An 18,856-nucleotide genomic window follows, 5' to 3' on the forward strand; every position below is an offset into this window, starting at 1 on the left:
CGTATCAGCCATTTTACAAAGGACAAAAATAGGTGAAGGGGTGAAAGTAGATACTTCTTTGTTTGAAACGGGAGTTTTTTGGTCAAATTATCATTTGTTATCTACTATTCAAACAAATGAAAATCCTAAAAAATTTGGCTCTAGTCATGGATCTTTTGCACCTTATGGAGCTTTTCATACTAAAGAGGCCCCTATTATGATAGGTATTTCAAATGATAGGTTATTTCAAAAACTATGTAATGTACTGGATAAGTCTGATTGGATTAGAGACGTAAGATTTATCTCAAACGAAAGTCGTGTGCAAAACCGTGATGAATTAAATAGGGAAATCCAAATGATACTCCTGCACTATACAGCGGATGAGTGGATTACAGTATTCAATAAAGCCGGAATACCAGCTTCAAAAGTTCAATCTATGCAAGATGTCATTAAACATCCACAAACGATGTCTAATAATATGGTGATAAGTAAAAAGCATCCAACTAATGGAAAGACATTTTTTACCCGAATACCAATAACCTTCAACAAAAGCTCTTTTCCAATTCGAACTAGTTCTCCTTTGCTTGGAGAGCACACAGAAGAAATACTTTCACCACTTAGAAAAACGCAATATTTACCTAAAGAGTAAGGCTTATTCATAATGCAGTTAAAATTATAAATACAGGAGGAATAAATTATGTGTAATTCGAAAAAAGTATATGTTCTTGATACAGGTACGATGAAAATGGATAAAAACTATATGATTTCAATGCATAACCCTGCTAGTGTAGAAAATCCAAATCCAAAATCGGAATTTGTTGAGTTTCCCGTTTATGCTGTATTAATTGACCACCCTGAAGGTAAAATTTTGTTTGATACAGGGTGTAACCCAGAAGGCATGGGTGATGATGGTCGTTGGCCAGAAGGTATTCAGCAATTATTCCCAGCATTTCAAAGTGAAGAATGTTATTTAATTAATAGATTGGAACAGTTAAAAGTGCGCCCAGAAGATATTAAATATGTTGTAGCTTCTCATTTGCATTTGGATCATGCAGGTTGTCTAGAACTATTTACAAATGCTGAAATTATTGTTCATGACTCTGAATTACAAAATGTTATGAAAACGTTTGCGATGACTCGAAATATGGGTGCTTATATTTGGGGCGATGTCATGGCGTGGATTAAAAATGAACTAACTTGGAGAACGATTAAGCCTCATGAGAAAGAAGTACAGTTAGTAGAGGGTGTTAAAATTGTGAATTTTGGTCCAGGTCATGCCTATGGAATGCTTGGGTTGCACATTGAATTACCTGGAACAGGTAACTTATTATTAGCCTCTGATGCCTTGTATACTGCAGAAAGCTTAGGACCTCCTGTAAAACCGCCTGGAATTTTATATGACTCTGTTGGATATAATTCGACGGTTGAACGAATTAGAGGTTTTGCAGAGGAAAATAATTCGACCATTTGGTTTGGACATGATGCAAAGCAATTTAAAACATTCATAAAATCTACTGAAGGATACTACGAATAAAAATTTTAAGGTAGGTGTTAGTATGTTGGAAAATGGATCATTCATAGGCGAAACAGAAGTAATAGATGGCGATAGAGATATAATAGACGTTTTTAATCCATTTAATTTAAAAAAGATTGGTCATATATATTGTGCGAATGAAGAAGAAGTTTTGCAAGCAGTTGAAAATGCTCATGATGTATTTCAGCATACAATGAAAAAAATGCCTGCATATAAAAGAAGTCAAATATTAAGGAATGCAGCAAGTCTATTAGAAAAGAGAGTAGAAGAATTTGCTCAGCTCTTAACCCTAGAGGCAGGTAAACCAATTGTTGAAGCACGTGGGGAAGTGGGCAGAGCAATCCAAGTATTACATTTTGCTGCTGAAGGGGCTAAAAATCTAAACGGGCAACAAATTGCGTTGGATAATGCAGTAGGAGGAGAACATCAATTTGGCTTCTCTATGCGTGTTCCACTTGGGGTAGTCGCTGCAATAACTCCCTTTAACTTTCCATTGAATATGGCACTTCATAAAATTGCACCTGCTATAGCAGCAGGAAATACAATTGTATTAAAACCAGCGGAAAAGACACCATTTACTGCAGTTGCTTTATATAAATTATTACATGAAGCAGGACTACCGACCGGTGCACTTAATATTATTCAGGGTTCTGGTCAGAAGTTAGTAGAATCACTTGTAACACATCCCTTTGTCAAAAAAGTTACTTTCACTGGAAGTGGTGTAGTAGGGTGGAAAATTAACGACATGGCTAAAGGAAAAAAAGTGACACTTGAATTAGGTTCAAATGCCCCAAATATTGTTTTTGGAGATGCAGATATTGATAATGCAGTTTCTTCTATATTGATGGGTGGATATACATTTGCAGGGCAAGCATGTGTATCGGCACAACGTATTTTTGTGCATACATCTGTTTATGATGAATTTGTTTCGAAACTATCTGTCGAAGTATCTAGCCTGAAATTAGGCGATCCAATAGAAGTAACAACCCAATTAGGACCAATGATTACAGAAGAGGCAGCTATAAAAGCTGAAAGTTGGATACAGGAAGCAGTACAGTTAGGAGCAATTATTCGAACGGGTGGCACAAGAGATAATGCATTCTTAGAGCCCACGATATTAGAAAATGTGAGTTTTGATATGAAAGTCGTTTGTGCGGAAGTTTTTGCTCCAATTATTGCAATCATGCCTTTCGAAACGGAAGAAGAGGTTATTAGGTATGCCAACGATTCCCGTTATGGGCTACAGGCTGGCGTTTTCACCAACAATATTAATCTAGCAATGCGTATGGCTGAAGCATTAGAAACAGGTGGGGTATGGATAAATGAAGTATCAGTTAAACGATATGATCATATTCCTTATGGTGGAGTGAAAGAAAGTGGTATTGGCAAAGAAGGAATTCAATATTCAGTGGAAGAAATGACTGATCTGAAATTTATAGGTATGAAAATCTTACCATAAAGGAGCTTATCATATGAAAGTGAAATCTGCCATTTTACGTGCTTCAGGTGTTGAAAGACCTTATGCCTCTAGTAAGCCTATTAAAATTGAACAAGTGGAACTAGATCCACCTGAGGTTGGAGAAGTATTGATCCAAATAAAAGCAGCTAGCTTATGTCATTCTGATTTATCCGTGATAAATGGTAGTAGACCAAGACCTCTACCAATGGCACTTGGTCATGAAGCAGCCGGAATCGTAGTAGAGACAGGTGAAGGTGTAACAAACTATAAGAAGGGTGATAAGGTAATATGTGTATTTGTTCCTAGTTGTGGACAATGTATACCTTGTGCAGAGGGACGTCCGGCATTATGCGAACCAGGTGCGGCATCGAATGGGGCAGGAACGCTTCTGGGTGGTGGGAAGAGAATTCATAAAGGCGACGAAAATATCGGTCACCATGTAGGAGTTTCTGCATTCTCTGAATATGCTGTAGTTTCACAAAACTCACTGATAAAAGTTGAAGCAGATTTATCATTTGAAAAAATGGCTTTATTTGGTTGTGCAGTTATAACAGGTGTAGGAGCAGTTGTAAACACTACTAAAGTTACTTTGGGAAGCACCGTTGCGGTTGTTGGACTAGGTGGGATTGGCTTAAGTGCATTACTCGGTGCATTAGCCGCAGGGGCCAATGAAGTCATTGCAATCGATATTAATGATAATAAGCTCAAACAGGCTAAAGAGCTTGGTGCAACTGCTACATTTAACTCGAAAGATCCGGATGTTATTGAACAAGTTAGAGCATATACGAACGGCGGAGTAAATTTCGCTTTTGAAACAGCAGGAGTTGTCCCAGCAATGGAGGTAGCTTATGGAGTTACAAAACGTGGTGGTGTAACAACTACCACCGGGTTGCCACATCCGGAACATAAATTTGCATTTCCATATGTTACTTTAACTGCAGAAGAGCGCACTTTAAAAGGATCTTATGTTGGCAGTTCCGTTCCAAAAAGAGATATACCTAACTATATAAACTTAATGCAACAGGGAAGACTACCAGTCGATCGACTACTTTCGAACATTATTACATTGGAAGAAATTAATGAAGGATTTGACCTGCTGGCTACGGGTGATGCCTCACGAATAATTATTAAAATGGACTGAGGTGTTTTAGATGAACTTAAGTGAGGAAATTGCTCTATATATACGTAATATCACTTTTGAGCAATTACCTGAAGAGGTTGTTCACTTTACAAAACTGTGTATTGTAGACTATTATTCCTCCTTAATAAAAGGGAAAGATGCTCCTCCTGTTGAAATGATGAGTGCTGTTATTCGAGAACTAGGAGGGGATGTTCAGGCATCTACTATTACAGGCTTTCAAACAAGTGTCACGAATGCAGCATTTGTTAATGGAGGAGCTAGTCACGTGATAGAGCTTGATGATATTCATAAAGCTTCTATTGTCCATGCGGCAACAGTCATTTTACCAGCTGCTTTAGCAATCGCAGAATGGAAAAAATTAACTGGCAAAGATTTAATTACTGCCGTCGTTGTAGGATATGAAATTGCATTTCGGGTAGGGGAAACGGTATCACCATCCCATTATTATTATTTTCATAATACTGCTACTTGTGGAACATTCGGAGCTACGGCAGCAGTAGCAAAGTTGTTAGATCTATCAGAAAAGCAGATTGTCGAAGCAATTGGTAGTGCGGGTACTCAAGCGGCAGGTCTTTGGGAGTTTATAGAGGATGGGGCGATGAGTAAACAACTTCATCCAGGAAAGGCAGCAATGAATGGAGTATTAAGTTGTTTACTCGCTCAAAAAGGATTTACCGGAGCTCAAAAGATATTGGAGGGCCGCCGCGGATTTTTTGAAGCAATGAGTGAGGAATATGATGTAGATAAAATGACTGATGGTTTGGGAAGCACATATAAGATCATGGAAAACTCATTTAAAATACACGCTTCTTGTCGTCATACGCATTCTGTTATGGATTTACTTTGCGCATATCATCAAACACTAGCTACCAAAAATGTAGATGATATATTGAAGATTGAAATTGGCACTTATCAGGTTGCACTGAATATAACGGATAATACTAATCCTCAAACTCTTTACGCAGCAAAGTTTAGCTTGCAGTTTTGTGCGGCACTGGCACTTCTTAAGGAAACTGGTGGGTATACAGCATATACCGAAAGTACTTTACAGGATTCTTCAATTAGAACTTTAATGGCTCGAATAAATGTGGATCGTGATGAAGAAATTCATTCGAAATACCCATTGGAGTGGGGAGCTAAAATATCAGTACATTGGAAAAATGGTGAGGTGGATCGATTACAGAGTCTATTTCCTGTAGGAGACCCAGAAAACCCTGTTTCTGAAGAAGTGCTAATTGCTAAATTTAATGAGCTTGCAGACTCTTATAAAAAAGTGGATCGAGAGAAAATAATAGAGATATTACTACATCTCGAAGAATATCAAATTTCAGCTTTAATAGATTCTGTACACGGACAATATGCTTAAACTAACACATTGTAATAGTTTCTTAACCTTATATTAAAAATAGAATTTCATTTAATTTTGAGGATTATCCACAAGTGTTGCGAATGTATCTGAATTTTTGTCTGGTACTCTTAACTCTAATGATGGCACTTGGAACTTTTCTAAAATTAAATTAGGAATGTTCAAAAAGAAGGATTAGAGGTAATCGGTGTAGTTAGTATTTTTACATATTCACTAAAAGAAGCCGAAATGGTTACAGAAGAGAATATTCTAATACTTTCTCAATGGTAGAATGACATAAAGCATGGATTATTGAAATAACATCTATGATAAATGCGCTCCCTATAATCAGGGTGAGCGCCTTTTATTGGTGTTATTGAACGAAATCTGTGAAATGTATTCGAAATTAAACTAATGATTGATAAAATATGGTACTATAATAAAAATAATTACCAGTAAAAGAACAATCGGAAGAATGCTTTATTTTTAGAAGGTGAGAGAAAAACACATGGAAATAATAACTGTTAAAGATATAGTAAAAAGATTTTCATTTGAACTATTAACAGGTGAGAATCAGTTGTACAGAGAATTGAAGTATAGCAAAGTGCGTAGACCTGGATTAGAGTTCATGGGAATGTTTAATTTTATTACTCCTGAATATATTCAAATTTTAGGGAAAAATGAGATAAATTATTTATATACATTGAATGAGGAAGAGTGTAAATTACGTATTGGCCATATAATTTCATACAATCCACCTTGTATCATTATTACCTCCAATCAAAATGAGCCCAATGGTTTAGTTCAATACTGCTTAGAAAACGGAATTCCTGTTTTACGTACAAAAGATTCTACAAGCGAAATAGGTGCTAAACTAGATGCATTTGTCGTAAAAGCGATGGCTCCAGAGATTTCTATACATGGTGTTTGTGTAAATGTCTCCGGTATGGGAATCTTGTTGCGTGGGAAATCTGGTGTTGGTAAAAGTGAAACAGCTCATACATTAATAGGACGCGGTCATCGACTCATAGCAGATGATATAGTTGTATTAAAAAAGCTAAGTCCCCAAACACTTCTAGGATCTCATAATGAAAAGAATAAAGAATTTTTGGCTTTACGGAGTATAGGACTTTTAAATGTAGTTCGTCTTTATGGTCGTACTGCATTTCAAGAGGAAACACGTATTGCATTAGATATTGAATTGACTAAATGGGACAGTAACGCATTGAATAATGAACTAGAATTAGAAACTAAGTTTAAGGATTATATGGGGGTGAAAATTCCACATATTCAAATCCAATTACAGCCTGGTCGAGATGTGGCCGGTCTAATTGAAGCAGCTGCAAATAACTGGTATTTAAAACAACAGGGATATAGTGCAGCGGAAGAATTTGTGAAAAGAATAGAGGAAGAAATAGAGGAAGAACCACAATAATTAATAATACAAGAGTACTCGCCGTATTTATATGTATGGAGGGTTTTTTTTTTGTGAAAATTCATTTCGATTATTTTCAACTAAAAAACATAAACTTGGAAAATGTTTTTTAATTGTGATTTTCTAAAGCTCTTACAAATAAACGAGTGGGGATTAAATGGAAAGGCTGTTTTCGTAAACATTGTTGTTTTTGTAGATGCTTACTTTGATTGAAGAGAACAATTGTTCTATAATGGATATATATAGAATATTATGGAGGTGTTGTTGTTGAGGCCTAATCTATCAAAAGATATTAGCATTCAAAGTTTTAAAGATTTCTATTGGTTGAAAGAGGAATTACAAGCATTTTGCAGGGAAAATGGGATAAGTGCTTCTGGCTCAAAAATAGAAATTTCAGATGGGATTGACTCATTTCTTCGGACAGGAGAGATAAAAAAACCTATTAGAAAATCAAGATTAAACAAGAAGGTAGAATCACAAATAGATTTAAGACTTGATACAGTCGTTACAGAAAACCATCGTTGTAGTCAAGATGCGAGAGCCTTTTTCAAGACAGTTATCCCAAAATTTAATTTTTCTACGTATATACAAAACTACTTTAAAAATAACGTAGGAAAAACGTATCGTGATGTTGTAGATGCTTGGTATGAGGAAGAAGAACGACAGAAAGACCCCTCTTACAAGAAAAACATTGCACCTCAATTTGAATACAACCAATTTATTCGTGACTTTTTTGCTGACCCGAAAAATCAAGGGAAAAGTCGTGAAGAAGCAATAGAAGCCTGGAATAAAATCAAAAAACTTCCTGGAAGCAACAAATATAAACCTAATAATTAACCATTAAGAACATTTTAACATTTCTACTGCAAAGTGATTTGGCTTTCGAAAAGCAGAAATAAGCAATGAACGCACCCTAAACCCCATTTTATGAACCTTTTAATATTGTGATCAAAAAAGCAACAATCTACGCGGAAACAGCCAATGGAAAAGTTTAAAAAAGAATATTCTAAGTGAACAAAAGTGAAAAAATTCTTAGTGATGTTCGAAGAAATAAAAACATGCTGCGAACTAATCGAAAATTAATCGAATGGTATGCAGCACGTTTCTACTTGTTGTTAATGTAGAATATTTGGTGTAGATGGGTTTTTTTGACCAGGTTTCGAAATTGCATCTATTACCGATGAGTCTAGATTAGAATTATTAGTTGCGCCGTATTGAAGAGGTTTTGTATTTGATTTTGTCATGTTGTCCCCTTTTGCAGAAGTAGCTTGCTTGTTGTTACTATTTGTATTTGAGGCGGATTTCATATGTTCACTATTTGCAGAAACATCTTTCTTGTTAGCATTTCCATTTGTTACAGAATTTTTGTTGGTTGATCCGCCCGGTGTAGTGGCTTGTTTCGAGGTATTATTCGTCCCAGCTGCACTTTGTGTACTAGCCAAACTAGCAACGTCCTTTACTATTTGACTGACTTGTGGTGCGACTGTTTGAGCAATGACGCCAATTTTTTGAGCATTGGTACCCATAGTATTTTGTCCAGCCCCGCTGCTGTTTTGATTACCTCCCATACTTTGAGCCGAATTCCAGCTAGTTGGTTTTTGTGCAATATTTCCAACCATTTGCATCATGTTTCCATTCTTTTGTCCAGCGTTGCTATTTGAGGCATTTGATTGCATTCCACTATTCATCGTTGTTCCGGAATTAGGTTGTGCACCTTGAGTAGTTGTTTCACTCATCATTTTTTCCATAACTGTACTCATCGCTTTCCTTGGGCAAAACTTTGTTGCGCCTTCCGCTACTTTCATGGAACCATACAAGACAAGCATCCTACCGCTTCTGCTTTTCGGTTCGCGTATAAGTTGTATGGTGCCATAAGCGGTCATTACTGAGCCTAGCATGAAGCGAACGTAAGCAGTGCCAGGACTTAAATTTTGTTGGTTATGTGCCATCTGTGAGAACCTCCATATTAATATTGTTCTTGCTTTGGGAATACTACAAAGAGTGAATGAAAGTCAATGGGAAAAATTCCAATCGCAACTCAAAGAAAAGCCACATGAAAATATCCTCATGGACATCCATTTCAGGTTTATAATCCCCAAAGATTCTTTTATTATGCGTGCCAATTTTGGTCCTCTCATGTGCATAGTCTCTTTCCGTAAAATAACATTAATATTCACAAGAAAATCACATTGCAAAAATGGATGATACTCGAATCATACAAATATAGACTAAACTTTTCTAGGCTTGGTTAAACTAGTATTGTTCTTGAAGTGTTAGCAATCTAATTTCACGAATATAGTAATGTAATGACTAATTGAAGTCTAATAAAATAATAGGAAAGTGGTGTTCAAATGAGCTTTAACATGGCTATACTTGTTTGTTTGACTTTAATGTTTCTAATTGCTGGTATTACTTATTATTTAGGGAAAAAGGTATCTAATAGCTTCATGAAATATATTCCGGTATTTTCTTTTGGAGTAGGTGTGTTTTTTTTGTATATCAAACTCCAATTTAATTCTTACAACCCTAATTCCTTCGATAGAATTTTCGATATGATTGCATTTACAACATTTTTTATCGTTTGTAGTGTTGCCCTTTTAGAAGCTGTTATCATTGAAATTGTAGAAAATACAAAGGTATTTGGAAAAGGTTACATGGTAATTCGAAAAGCAATAAAATTAGTTAATGTAAATAAAGCATTCAAATAAAAACTAGCCCATCTTTGAGTAAGTACTCAGATGGGCTAGTTTTATTGGAGATATTACTTTTTCATTTGTCTTATCTTTTCTTCATCGGGTGTTACAAATATTGTAGTCTGCTCAAAATAAATAACAAAACCTGGTTTTGCGCCATTTGGTTTTTTTACCTGTTTGACGACCGTATAATCCACAGGAACCGAAGCAGATTCACGTGCCTTGCTGAAGTAAGCTGCAAGATTCGCTGCCTCTAATAATGCTGTTTCTGATGGATTATCCACATGTATAACTACATGTGATCCTGGGATATCCTTTGTATGGAGCCATGTATCTGTTTTACGAGCTAATTTAAATGTGACAAAATCATTCTGTTTATTGTTTTTGCCGACCGAAATCTCGGTTCCATCAGATGCTATATATTTTTCTGGTGTCGGTTTGACCGGTTTTTTCTTCTTTTTAGAAGCACGCATTTTCAGTAATCCTTGCTCCATTAATTCTTCCCGAATTTCTTCAATATCGGTTGGAGAAGCTTGCATTACTTGTTGAAGTAACAATTCGAAGTAAGCTATATCATCTTTGGTGATTTCAAATTGCTGTTCAATTTTTAGTAATGCTGTTTTTGCTTTTGTATAACGGCTATAATACCTTTGTGAATTTTGTGAAGCTGTTTTCCGAACATCTAATGGAATCACAACTGTTTTTTCATTTTCATCATAATAATTTACAAGTTCTACTTCTTTCAATCCTTTTTCAATTGCGTGTGCATTTGCCATTAATAGTTCACCGAATAGCAGATACGTTTCTAGGTTTTCCGCTTGTTCAAAATCTTTTTGGAGTTTTTTCATTTTTAACTTCAATTTGCTTAATTCGTTTTGGAGCCATTTTTCTAAATCACCAGCCTGCTGCTTCACACGGTCACGTTCAGCCTTTGCAAAGTAGACACGATCTAGTAAATTACCTAAATTTTCTTCATTAAATTTCTCGCCATCTAAATGGGTTAATGCATTTGGTGAATAAAAGGACTTCCCATTTACTTCTACAATTTGTTTTGTAGAGCCTCCTACCTGAATTTCTTCCATAAATTCTTTATAAATCTCCACTCTGTCAGTAGCATTTTGGAATCTATACATTAATTCCTTTGCATGCAATGGAGAAAAGCCGGAAATTTGATCCATAATTTCTTTAGAGTCAACGGCTAATTGAAGTACTCCTATTAATGCTTCTGAAATCTCAAGTGGATTCAGCTTATTTTGAGAAGGTGGCGCAATATATGGTTGACCAGGTAAAATAGTACGGTAACTATTCATAGAAGGAGATAGATGCTTAATACTTTCCAAAATTAGATTGCGAGTTGGGTCTATTAAAAGTAAATTACTGTGACGTCCCATAATCTCCATATGAACTTCACGAGTAATATCATCCCCGATTTCATTTTTGCTTTGTATTTGGAAAATAATTATTCGATCGCTTTCGTGTTGGTGAATACCAGTAATAATTCCACCTTCTAAATGCTTTCGTAATACCATGCAAAAAAGCGGTGGTTGCGCTGGGTTGTCAATGATTTCATTGGTAATTTGTACACGAGAATAGGATGAGTGAACGGAGAACAATAATTTATAATTTTTACCTTGAGCTCTTATATGCAGTAATATTTCCTGTGCATTTGGTTGGTGTATTTTAGAAATACGTCCCGTAACAAGTTGCTGTAATTCAGTTGTCATTGATATAGTAAATAAACCGTCAAAAGCCATAAGTAATCCTCTTTCAAAACATTATTTTGTAATTAGTGACTATTGCCTACTAAGCGCTTGCACTTTTCTTATATATCTTATCATTTTAAGACCTACTTGTGTTATAATCAGTTAAGTATGTAATGGAAGAAGTCGACGTTGTATGACTGTATTTGAAGGAGACGTTATGCGAAGAGAAAAAGGTATATTGATCGTTTTATCAGGTCCGTCAGGAGTAGGTAAAGGGACAGTAAGAAAAGAATTATTTTCAGAACCAGGTACAAATTATGAGTATTCTATATCCATGACTACTAGAAGCCCCCGTGAAGGTGAAGTGGATGGAGTAGATTATTTCTTTAAACAAAAAGAAGAGTTTGAACAGTTGATTGAAGAAGGTAAATTGTTAGAGTATGCATCCTATGTAGGAAATTACTATGGCACACCTATCGATTATGTAAATGCTACGTTAGATTCTGGACGAGATGTGTTTTTAGAAATTGAAGTCCAAGGAGCAGCGCTTGTCCGTGAAAAAGCTCCGGAAGCTTTATTTATTTTCCTTGCGCCTCCAAGTCTATCTGAACTTCAACAAAGGCTTATTGGTAGAGGGACGGAAACGGAAGACGTCATTAGTTCGAGAATTAAAGCTGCACGACAAGAGCTTGAAATGATGCATTTATATGACTATGTAGTAGAAAACGATGAAGTAGCTAAAGCATGCGCAAAGATTAATGCAATAGTAGTAGCCGAACATTGTCGACGTGAACGTGTAGAAAAAAGATATTCAGCTATGCTGGAAGGAGAATTTTAAATGTTATATCCATCTGTAGATTCATTAAAAACTAAAATTGACTCAAAATATTCTTTAGTGACGGTCGCATCTAAGCGAGCTCGACAGTTACAAGAAGAAGGCGGAGAACGTCTAACTTCATATGTGTCCTACAAAAAAGTAGGAAGAGCGTTAGAGGAAGTTGCAGCTGGTGAATTAACTATACTATCATCAAGTGATTCTGTAGTTTATGAAGACGAAGTTTAAATATTTTGGTTAGCAATGACCTCCCAAAGAATGTACGTTTCTTTGGGAGGTTGTTGTTTAGAGGGGAGAATTCGTGATGTTAACTTCTAAGAAAGTTCTTGTATGTGTTACAGGTGGAATTGCTGTTTACAAAGCGGTTGCATTGGTTAGTAAATTGGCACAAGCAGGAGCAAATGTAAAAGTAATGATGACAAAATCAGCGATGGAATTTGTACAGCCATTAAGCTTTCAAGCAATGTCTAGAAATGATGTATATTTTGATACATTTGATGAAAAGGACTCTAGCGTAATTGCGCATATAGATTTAGCAGACTGGGCTGACCTTGTAATCGTGGCACCTGCGACAGCGAATGTAATAGGTAAGTTAGCAAATGGTATTGCAGATGATATGGTAACGACTACTCTATTGGCAACAACTGCAGATGTGTGGATAGCCCCGGCAATGAATGTACATATGTACGATAATCCTGCTGTTATACGCAATATTGCTCAACTTTCAAAAGATGGTTATCATTTTATCGAGCCTTCTGAAGGTTTTTTAGCATGTGGATATGTAGGAAAAGGTCGTTTGGAAGAACCAGAGAAAATAGTTCAGTTGGTAGAGGGATATTTTTGGCCGAAGAAGTTACCTTTAATAGGAAAAAAAGTTGTAGTTACAGCTGGACCAACTAGAGAAAAAATAGATCCTGTTCGATTTTTGACTAATTTTTCTAGTGGGAAAATGGGTTACGCTATGGCAGAGGCTGCAGCAAGTCTAGGAGCTGAAACTATTTTGATTTCTGGTCCTGTCAGCATAAGTGCACCAGCAAATGTAGCGCTTGTTCCCGTGGAAAGTGCAAAAGAAATGTTAGATGCTGTGTTACTTCATTTCGATACAGCTTCTATGGTTATAAAAACTGCTGCAGTGGCAGATTATAAACCAAAAGAGATACATACTCAAAAGATTAAAAAGCAACCTGGTGAGTCGGTGATCGTTCTAGAAAGAACTACCGATATTCTTTTAGAACTGGGAAAACGGAAAAAAGACCAATTATTAATAGGCTTTGCAGCAGAAACAAATGATGTGATCCATTATGCTAAAGGTAAGCTGGAAAAGAAAAATGCAGATTATATCATTGCCAATGACGTGACCGAAGTAGGTTCAGGTTTTGGAACAGATACGAATGCTGTTACGTTAGTTGGTAAAAATGTGGAACAGTATTTTCCTCATCAAAGCAAGAAAGAACTTGCAATTCAATTACTGCAAACAATTATTCAATTGGAGAAAGATGATGCCAAATGATAGTAGAAGTTATTGTAGATGTATCAGCTTATCCTATTGATCGACCTTTTGACTATATAGTTCCTGAAAAATTAGAAACGATTATAGAACGTGGAAGTCGTGTACATGTTCCTTTTGGAAATAGAAAAGTCCTAGGATTTATAACGAATATAAAAGAGCATTCTGATTTAGATATGTCCAAACTGAAAGAAATAATTTCTATAATTGACGTAGAACCTGTCATTACCGAAGAATTATTACAGCTTTCTAAATGGATGACGAATAAGACATTATGTTATGAAATAGATGCGCTTCAAGTTATGCTCCCAGCTGCTCTTCGTGCTACATATAAAAAAGAAATTCGACTTGTGGAACGAGATGGAGTAGATATAGAATCACTAGCATTATTCGGTTCAAAAGAAATTGTTTCTTATGAGATTTTTGAAAAAGCTGGGTTATTACGACAGCTGAAAAAGTATCTAGATCAAGGTAATTTCCAATTGGATACTGTTATTAAGCAACATGGAAAGATGAAAATAATCGCCCAATATCGTTTGGTGGAAAACATGGAATTGGTCCATACCCAACTTAGTGAACTTCCGAAAAATGCCATTAAACAAAAAGAGCTAATCGAATGGCTTTTAACGCAAAAGCAATCCACGTATACAATGGCAGAACTAAAAGATTCTGCACAAACAAATAATCATACGGTTAAAGCTTTAATTGAAAAAGGTATCCTAGAAACAAAAAACAAAGAAATATACCGTGAAATTAGCAGTCTAGAGTATAACGACAAGGATCATCGATTTAAATTGACAGATGAACAACAGGAAGCTCTATCAAAAATCAATGATGCACAGAATAATAACGAGCATACTACTTTTCTATTACACGGTATTACTGGTAGTGGTAAAACGGAGATCTATCTGAATGCAATTGAAAAGTCAATCAATGAAGGCAAAGAGGCAATTATGCTTGTACCTGAAATATCTTTGACACCTCAAATGACCAGAAGATTTAAATTGCGTTTCCATGATCAAGTAGCTGTGATGCATAGTGGATTATCAGTCGGAGAAAAATTTGATGAATGGCGTAAAATTTGGCGTGGTGAAGTAAAGGTAGTTGTCGGAGCTAGATCCGCAATATTCGCCCCCTTTAAAAATCTTGGTTTAATCATTTTAGACGAGGAACATGAGTCTACTTATAAGCAAGAAGATATACCAAGATATCATGCAAGAGATGTAGCAATTTGGAGAAGTAATTTCCATCAATGTCCAGTTGTTTTAGGAAGTGCAACTCCTTCCCTTGAATCCTATGCACGTGCTTCAAAGGGTGTATATAGTTTGTTAACTTTGCATATGCGTGCGAAAGAGCAATCTTTACCAGTCGTAAATATCGTAGATATGCGTGCAGAGTTAAAAAGTGGAAACCGTTCTATGTTTAGTATAGACCTTGCGGATGCTGTCAGAGAAAAGTTGGAGAAGAAAGAACAAATCGTTTTATTTTTAAATAAAAGAGGGTTTTCTTCCTTTGTACTTTGTAGAGACTGTGGAACAGTAGTTGAATGCGATAATTGTGATATCTCGCTTACCTATCACCGAGAGGGCGAGCAACTAAAATGTCATTATTGTGGACATCAAGAACCTGTACCGAAGCAGTGTCCTGAATGTTCCAGTGAGCATATTCGCTTTTTTGGAACAGGTACTCAAAAAGTAGAAGAGGAGATCACTAAGTTATTTCCTTACGCGAGAGTTCTTCGAATGGATGTAGATACGACTAGAACAAAAGGCTCTCATGAGCGGATTTTAAAACAATTCGGAGATGGAGAAGCGGATATTTTACTTGGAACTCAAATGATTGCAAAGGGGTTAGATTTCCCTAATATTACGCTTGTTGGAGTGTTAAATGCGGATACAACGTTGCACTTAGCTGATTTTAGAGCAGCCGAAAAAACATTTCAGCTAATGACACAAGTTAGTGGACGAGCTGGCCGACACGATAAAGAAGGTCAGGTGCATATTCAAACTTATACACCAGAGCATTATGCAATAGAGTATTCAAAATCACAGTTGTATGAGCCGTTCTATCATAAAGAAATGCAAGTACGAAAACAGTTCGAATATCCACCCTTCTACTATTTAACACTTGTCCAAGTAACACATGAAAATGTTATGTTAGCATCGGAATATGCAAAACTGGCGACTGATTGGTTACGAGCGAATTTGTCTGCCAGCACGATGGTAATTGGACCAACTTCTAGTGCTATTAGTAAAATACAAAATAGATATCGTTACCAATGTTTGATAAAATACAAAAAAGAACCAATACTAGTGGAAAAACTTCAGCAATTAATAAAAATATACCGAACCGAGTGGATAAAAAAAGGAATCATCTTAACAATTGATTTGGATCCATCTACTATTTTATAAGGTGTTTGAAAAGAGGAAAAGAAATGGCAATACGACCAATTATTACACATCCAAATGATGTATTATTAAAGAAATGTGAAGAAGTGACAGAATTTGATACCAAACTGGCTGAGCTTTTAGACGATATGTACGATACGATGGTCGCTTCTGATGGAATTGGAATAGCTGCACCACAGGTCGGAGAAGCTATCCAAGTAGCAATCGTTGACTTAGGCGAAGGTCAAGATATCATCGAAATGATCAATCCTGAGGTAGTGGAAATGGAAGGATCCGAAATCGAAGTAGAAGGATGCTTAAGTTTTCCTGATGTTTATGGAGAAGTAGAACGTCCATTTTTTGTAAAAGTAGAAGCTCAGGATCGTACAGGAGCTTTATATGAATTACAGGCAGAGGATTATGAAGCAAGAGCCATTTTACATGAAATTGATCACTTACATGGTGTTTTATTTACCACAAAGGTTGTTCGTTATGTTGAATTGGATGAACTTGAAAATGAGGTGGAAGAAGTATGACATCAATTATCTTCATGGGAACTCCGGCATTCTCCGCACCTATCCTGAGAATGTTAGTAGAGGAAGGCTATAAAGTAGAGGCTGTTGTGACACAGCCAGATCGACCAGTAGGTAGAAAAAAAGTATTAACTGCAACTCCTGTAAAAGAAGAAGCGATTCAACTTGGTTTGCCAGTTATTCAACCGAACAAACTAAAGGGATCAGATGAGCTAAACCAAATTATTGCTCTAAAGCCAGATTTAATCATTACTGCTGCCTTCGGTCAGATTCTACCAAAGGAATTGTTAGAAATACCTGAACTTGGCTGTATTAATGTTCATGCATCATTATTACCTGCATACCGCGGTGGAGCTCCAATTCATCAGGCAATTATAGATGGTCAAAGTAAAACAGGTATAACAATAATGTATATGGAAGAGAAATTAGATGCGGGAGATATTATATCGCAGAGTGAAATATCTATTGAACATACAGATGATACTGGACTGCTATTTGAAAAATTGAGTGCAGTAGGTTCAGAGCTACTAAAAGAGACATTGCCTTCCATTATTGCAAAAACGAATAATCAGACAAAACAGGATGAAACAAAAGTAACGTTTGCTAAAAATATTTCACGTGAACTGGAAAGACTGGATTGGAATAATTCAGCATTGCAATTACACAATCAAGTTCGAGGGCTACACCCTTGGCCAGTTGCCTACACAACATTAGACGGACAAGTTGTGAAGATTTGGAAGGCAGATACTATTTCCGTTCAAACATCCGAAAAACCTGGAACTGTTGTGAAAATTGAGTCTGATTATTTTGTTGTACAAACAGGTAAGTCAGAAGCAATTCGCATTAATGAGTTACAACCAGCCGGTAAAAAGAAAATGTCCGCAGAAGATTATTTGCGTGGCGTAGGTTCGAAATTGCGAATAGGAGATATATTTGAATGACGAAAAAAAGCGAAAAGATTTGGACAGGAAATGTTCGAGATGCTGCCCTTACTATATTAATGGCTGTTGAAAAACAACAAGCTTATAGTAACTTACTGTTACACCAAACGATTGAAAAATACACGATTGATTCGAAAGACCGTGCGTTACTGACGGAACTAACATATGGCACACTTCAATATAAAATGACACTAGATTACTATTTACAGCCGTTTATAAAAGGGAAATTAGATGATTGGGTTCAACAATTACTCCGCCTATCCCTATATCAAATCCATTATTTATCGCGTATTCCTGATCATGCGGCTGTGAACGAGGCAGTTGAAATTGCGAAAAGAAGAGGACATAAAGGGATTGCCTCAGCGGTTAACGGAATATTACGGTCTGTTTTAAGAGAAGGCGTTCGTTCAACAGAAGATATTAAAGATAAAGAAGAGAGACTATCCATTGAAACAAGCCACCCTCTTTGGATGGTAAAACGTTTCATATCCCAATATGGTTTTGAAACGACCGAGAAAATGTTGAAGGAAAATAATGAACCGCCTGTTACGACGTTGCGAGTTAACTTATTTAAGCGCACGGTTGATCAAGTAATTCATCAAATGACTCAAGAAGGACATGTGGTCGCTAAGAGTGAAATCATTCCAGAGTGTATTTATTTGATAAACGGACAAGCAGCCAGAACAACTGCTTATCAAGAAGGCTTCGTAACAATTCAAGACGAAAGTTCCATGATTCCCGCTTATGTCCTTCAGCCGGAGCCCGGAATGACGGTTCTTGATATGTGTTCAGCACCAGGAGGTAAAACGACTCATATTGCCGAAAAAATGAAAAACACAGGGAAACTTGTAGCAATGGATATTCACCAGCATAAATTAAAGCTAGTGAAAGAAAATGCTGAGCGTTTAGGCTTTAGTTTTATCGAAACAGTTGAGATGGATGGAAGAAAGGCAAGCGCACATTTTGCAGAACAATCATTTGATCGCATACTTGTCGATGCACCATGCAGTGGACTTGGAGTGATGAAGCGTAAGCCTGATATTAAGTACACAAAAAAGGAAAAAGATTTTGCATCCCTTAAACCAATTCAAATGAGTTTACTTGAAGAAGCATATAAATTATTAAAACCAACTGGGTTAATGGTTTATAGTACTTGTACAGTCGATTTGGAAGAAAATGAAGGAACAACACAGCTATTTTTAGATGCACATCCAGATATGGAACTTCAACATTTCCCTGACGTTATTAAACGTATAAAGAATCAGGAAAAAGAAGGGACACTTCAGATTTTCCCGCAAGATATTCGTAGTGATGGCTTTTATGTAGCTCTTTTTCAAAAAAAAAACAGCTAAAAATCTTTGCCC

General features: G+C 36.3%; 17 protein-coding genes. 15 read left to right on the forward strand and 2 right to left on the reverse strand.

Annotation, left to right across the window (positions count from 1 at the left end; all coding sequences use genetic code 11):
* The 7 genes from LDK52_RS01065 to LDK52_RS01095 all read left to right on the forward strand — a co-directional run.
* Positions 1 to 628, forward strand: a 628-nt coding sequence (locus LDK52_RS01065; protein WP_277584104.1) for a CoA transferase, incomplete at its 5' end; no start/stop codon positions are given.
* Between the two features lie 48 nt (positions 629 to 676).
* Entirely contained in the window at positions 677 to 1,513 is an 837-nt protein-coding gene (gene ahlS, locus LDK52_RS01070) for an AhlS family quorum-quenching N-acyl homoserine lactonase (RefSeq protein WP_277584105.1), read from the forward strand.
* A 22-nt stretch (positions 1,514 to 1,535) separates the two neighbouring features.
* A complete protein-coding gene (locus LDK52_RS01075; RefSeq protein WP_277584106.1) occupies positions 1,536 to 2,972 on the forward strand; it encodes an aldehyde dehydrogenase family protein in 1,437 nt (478 codons plus the stop codon).
* A gap of 13 nt (positions 2,973 to 2,985) precedes the next feature.
* Entirely contained in the window at positions 2,986 to 4,113 is a 1,128-nt protein-coding gene (locus tag LDK52_RS01080) for a zinc-dependent alcohol dehydrogenase family protein (protein ID WP_277584107.1), read from the forward strand.
* A 10-nt stretch (positions 4,114 to 4,123) separates the two neighbouring features.
* Positions 4,124 to 5,479 carry an MmgE/PrpD family protein gene (locus LDK52_RS01085; RefSeq protein ID WP_277584108.1) on the forward strand — a complete coding sequence of 452 codons (1,356 nt, stop codon included), beginning with the start codon at positions 4,124 to 4,126 and terminating at the stop codon, positions 5,477 to 5,479.
* A gap of 487 nt (positions 5,480 to 5,966) precedes the next feature.
* A complete protein-coding gene (hprK, locus tag LDK52_RS01090; RefSeq protein WP_277584109.1) occupies positions 5,967 to 6,893 on the forward strand; it encodes an HPr(Ser) kinase/phosphatase in 927 nt (308 codons plus the stop codon).
* A 267-nt stretch (positions 6,894 to 7,160) separates the two neighbouring features.
* Positions 7,161 to 7,730 (forward strand): DUF6434 domain-containing protein, encoded by a 570-nt coding sequence (locus tag LDK52_RS01095; protein ID WP_277584110.1) that lies wholly within the window; start codon positions 7,161 to 7,163, stop codon positions 7,728 to 7,730.
* Positions 7,731 to 8,008: 278 nt separating this feature from the next.
* On the opposite strand, the gene LDK52_RS01100 is transcribed toward LDK52_RS01095, so the two are convergent.
* Complete coding sequence (locus tag LDK52_RS01100; RefSeq protein ID WP_277584111.1) at positions 8,009 to 8,842, reverse strand: hypothetical protein; 834 nt, start codon at positions 8,840 to 8,842, stop codon at positions 8,009 to 8,011.
* A gap of 402 nt (positions 8,843 to 9,244) precedes the next feature.
* Here LDK52_RS01100 and LDK52_RS01105 point away from each other — a divergent pair, with 402 nt between their 5' ends.
* A complete protein-coding gene (locus LDK52_RS01105; protein ID WP_277584112.1) occupies positions 9,245 to 9,601 on the forward strand; it encodes a hypothetical protein in 357 nt (118 codons plus the stop codon).
* Positions 9,602 to 9,654: 53 nt separating this feature from the next.
* Here LDK52_RS01105 and LDK52_RS01110 read toward each other — a convergent pair whose 3' ends face one another.
* Positions 9,655 to 11,340 (reverse strand): Rqc2 family fibronectin-binding protein, encoded by a 1,686-nt coding sequence (locus tag LDK52_RS01110; protein ID WP_277584113.1) that lies wholly within the window; start codon positions 11,338 to 11,340, stop codon positions 9,655 to 9,657.
* A gap of 166 nt (positions 11,341 to 11,506) precedes the next feature.
* On the opposite strand from LDK52_RS01110, the gene gmk reads away from it, so the two are divergent.
* The 7 genes from gmk to rsmB all read left to right on the forward strand — a co-directional run bounded on the left by gmk (position 11,507) and on the right by rsmB (position 18,844).
* The gene (gene gmk / locus LDK52_RS01115) at positions 11,507 to 12,127 is read left to right on the forward strand and encodes a guanylate kinase (RefSeq protein WP_277584295.1); all 621 of its coding nucleotides are present in this window, start codon (positions 11,507 to 11,509) and stop codon (positions 12,125 to 12,127) included.
* The gene (gene rpoZ / locus LDK52_RS01120) at positions 12,128 to 12,352 is read left to right on the forward strand and encodes a DNA-directed RNA polymerase subunit omega (RefSeq protein ID WP_277584114.1); all 225 of its coding nucleotides are present in this window, start codon (positions 12,128 to 12,130) and stop codon (positions 12,350 to 12,352) included.
* Between the two features lie 76 nt (positions 12,353 to 12,428).
* Positions 12,429 to 13,634: a bifunctional phosphopantothenoylcysteine decarboxylase/phosphopantothenate--cysteine ligase CoaBC gene (gene coaBC / locus LDK52_RS01125; RefSeq protein WP_277584115.1), complete on the forward strand. Its 1,206-nt coding sequence runs from the start codon at positions 12,429 to 12,431 to the stop codon at positions 13,632 to 13,634.
* Entirely contained in the window at positions 13,631 to 16,042 is a 2,412-nt protein-coding gene (gene priA, locus LDK52_RS01130; RefSeq protein WP_277584116.1) for a primosomal protein N', read from the forward strand. The genes coaBC and priA overlap by 4 nt, the downstream gene beginning before the upstream one ends.
* A gap of 23 nt (positions 16,043 to 16,065) precedes the next feature.
* Entirely contained in the window at positions 16,066 to 16,554 is a 489-nt protein-coding gene (gene def, locus LDK52_RS01135) for a peptide deformylase (protein ID WP_277584117.1), read from the forward strand.
* A complete protein-coding gene (gene fmt / locus LDK52_RS01140; RefSeq protein ID WP_277584118.1) occupies positions 16,551 to 17,492 on the forward strand; it encodes a methionyl-tRNA formyltransferase in 942 nt (313 codons plus the stop codon). The genes def and fmt overlap by 4 nt, the downstream gene beginning before the upstream one ends.
* Positions 17,489 to 18,844, forward strand: a complete 1,356-nt coding sequence (gene rsmB / locus LDK52_RS01145; RefSeq protein WP_277584119.1) for a 16S rRNA (cytosine(967)-C(5))-methyltransferase RsmB — start codon at positions 17,489 to 17,491, stop codon at positions 18,842 to 18,844. The genes fmt and rsmB overlap by 4 nt, the downstream gene beginning before the upstream one ends.
* The last annotated feature ends 12 nt before the right edge of the window (positions 18,845 to 18,856 follow it).

It is taken from the genome of Psychrobacillus antarcticus, assembly GCF_029533155.1.
GTDB lineage: Bacteria > Bacillota > Bacilli > Bacillales_A > Planococcaceae > Psychrobacillus > Psychrobacillus antarcticus.

What these genes read in the sequence shown, in the direction of transcription:
- ahlS (WP_277584105.1), top strand. Translation starts at nt 677, where the DNA reads ATGTGTAATTCGAAAAAAGTATATGTTCTTGATACAGGTACGATGAAA.
- LDK52_RS01075 (WP_277584106.1), top strand. Translation starts at nt 1,536, where the DNA reads ATGTTGGAAAATGGATCATTCATAGGCGAAACAGAAGTAATAGATGGC.
- LDK52_RS01080 (WP_277584107.1), top strand. Translation starts at nt 2,986, where the DNA reads ATGAAAGTGAAATCTGCCATTTTACGTGCTTCAGGTGTTGAAAGACCT.
- LDK52_RS01085 (WP_277584108.1), top strand. Translation starts at nt 4,124, where the DNA reads ATGAACTTAAGTGAGGAAATTGCTCTATATATACGTAATATCACTTTT.
- hprK (WP_277584109.1), top strand. Translation starts at nt 5,967, where the DNA reads ATGGAAATAATAACTGTTAAAGATATAGTAAAAAGATTTTCATTTGAA.
- LDK52_RS01100 (WP_277584111.1), bottom strand. Translation starts at nt 8,842, where the DNA reads ATGGCACATAACCAACAAAATTTAAGTCCTGGCACTGCTTACGTTCGC.
- LDK52_RS01105 (WP_277584112.1), top strand. Translation starts at nt 9,245, where the DNA reads ATGAGCTTTAACATGGCTATACTTGTTTGTTTGACTTTAATGTTTCTA.
- LDK52_RS01110 (WP_277584113.1), bottom strand. Translation starts at nt 11,340, where the DNA reads ATGGCTTTTGACGGTTTATTTACTATATCAATGACAACTGAATTACAG.
- gmk (WP_277584295.1), top strand. Translation starts at nt 11,507, where the DNA reads ATGCGAAGAGAAAAAGGTATATTGATCGTTTTATCAGGTCCGTCAGGA.
- rpoZ (WP_277584114.1), top strand. Translation starts at nt 12,128, where the DNA reads ATGTTATATCCATCTGTAGATTCATTAAAAACTAAAATTGACTCAAAA.
- coaBC (WP_277584115.1), top strand. Translation starts at nt 12,429, where the DNA reads ATGTTAACTTCTAAGAAAGTTCTTGTATGTGTTACAGGTGGAATTGCT.
- priA (WP_277584116.1), top strand. Translation starts at nt 13,631, where the DNA reads ATGATAGTAGAAGTTATTGTAGATGTATCAGCTTATCCTATTGATCGA.
- def (WP_277584117.1), top strand. Translation starts at nt 16,066, where the DNA reads ATGGCAATACGACCAATTATTACACATCCAAATGATGTATTATTAAAG.
- fmt (WP_277584118.1), top strand. Translation starts at nt 16,551, where the DNA reads ATGACATCAATTATCTTCATGGGAACTCCGGCATTCTCCGCACCTATC.
- rsmB (WP_277584119.1), top strand. Translation starts at nt 17,489, where the DNA reads ATGACGAAAAAAAGCGAAAAGATTTGGACAGGAAATGTTCGAGATGCT.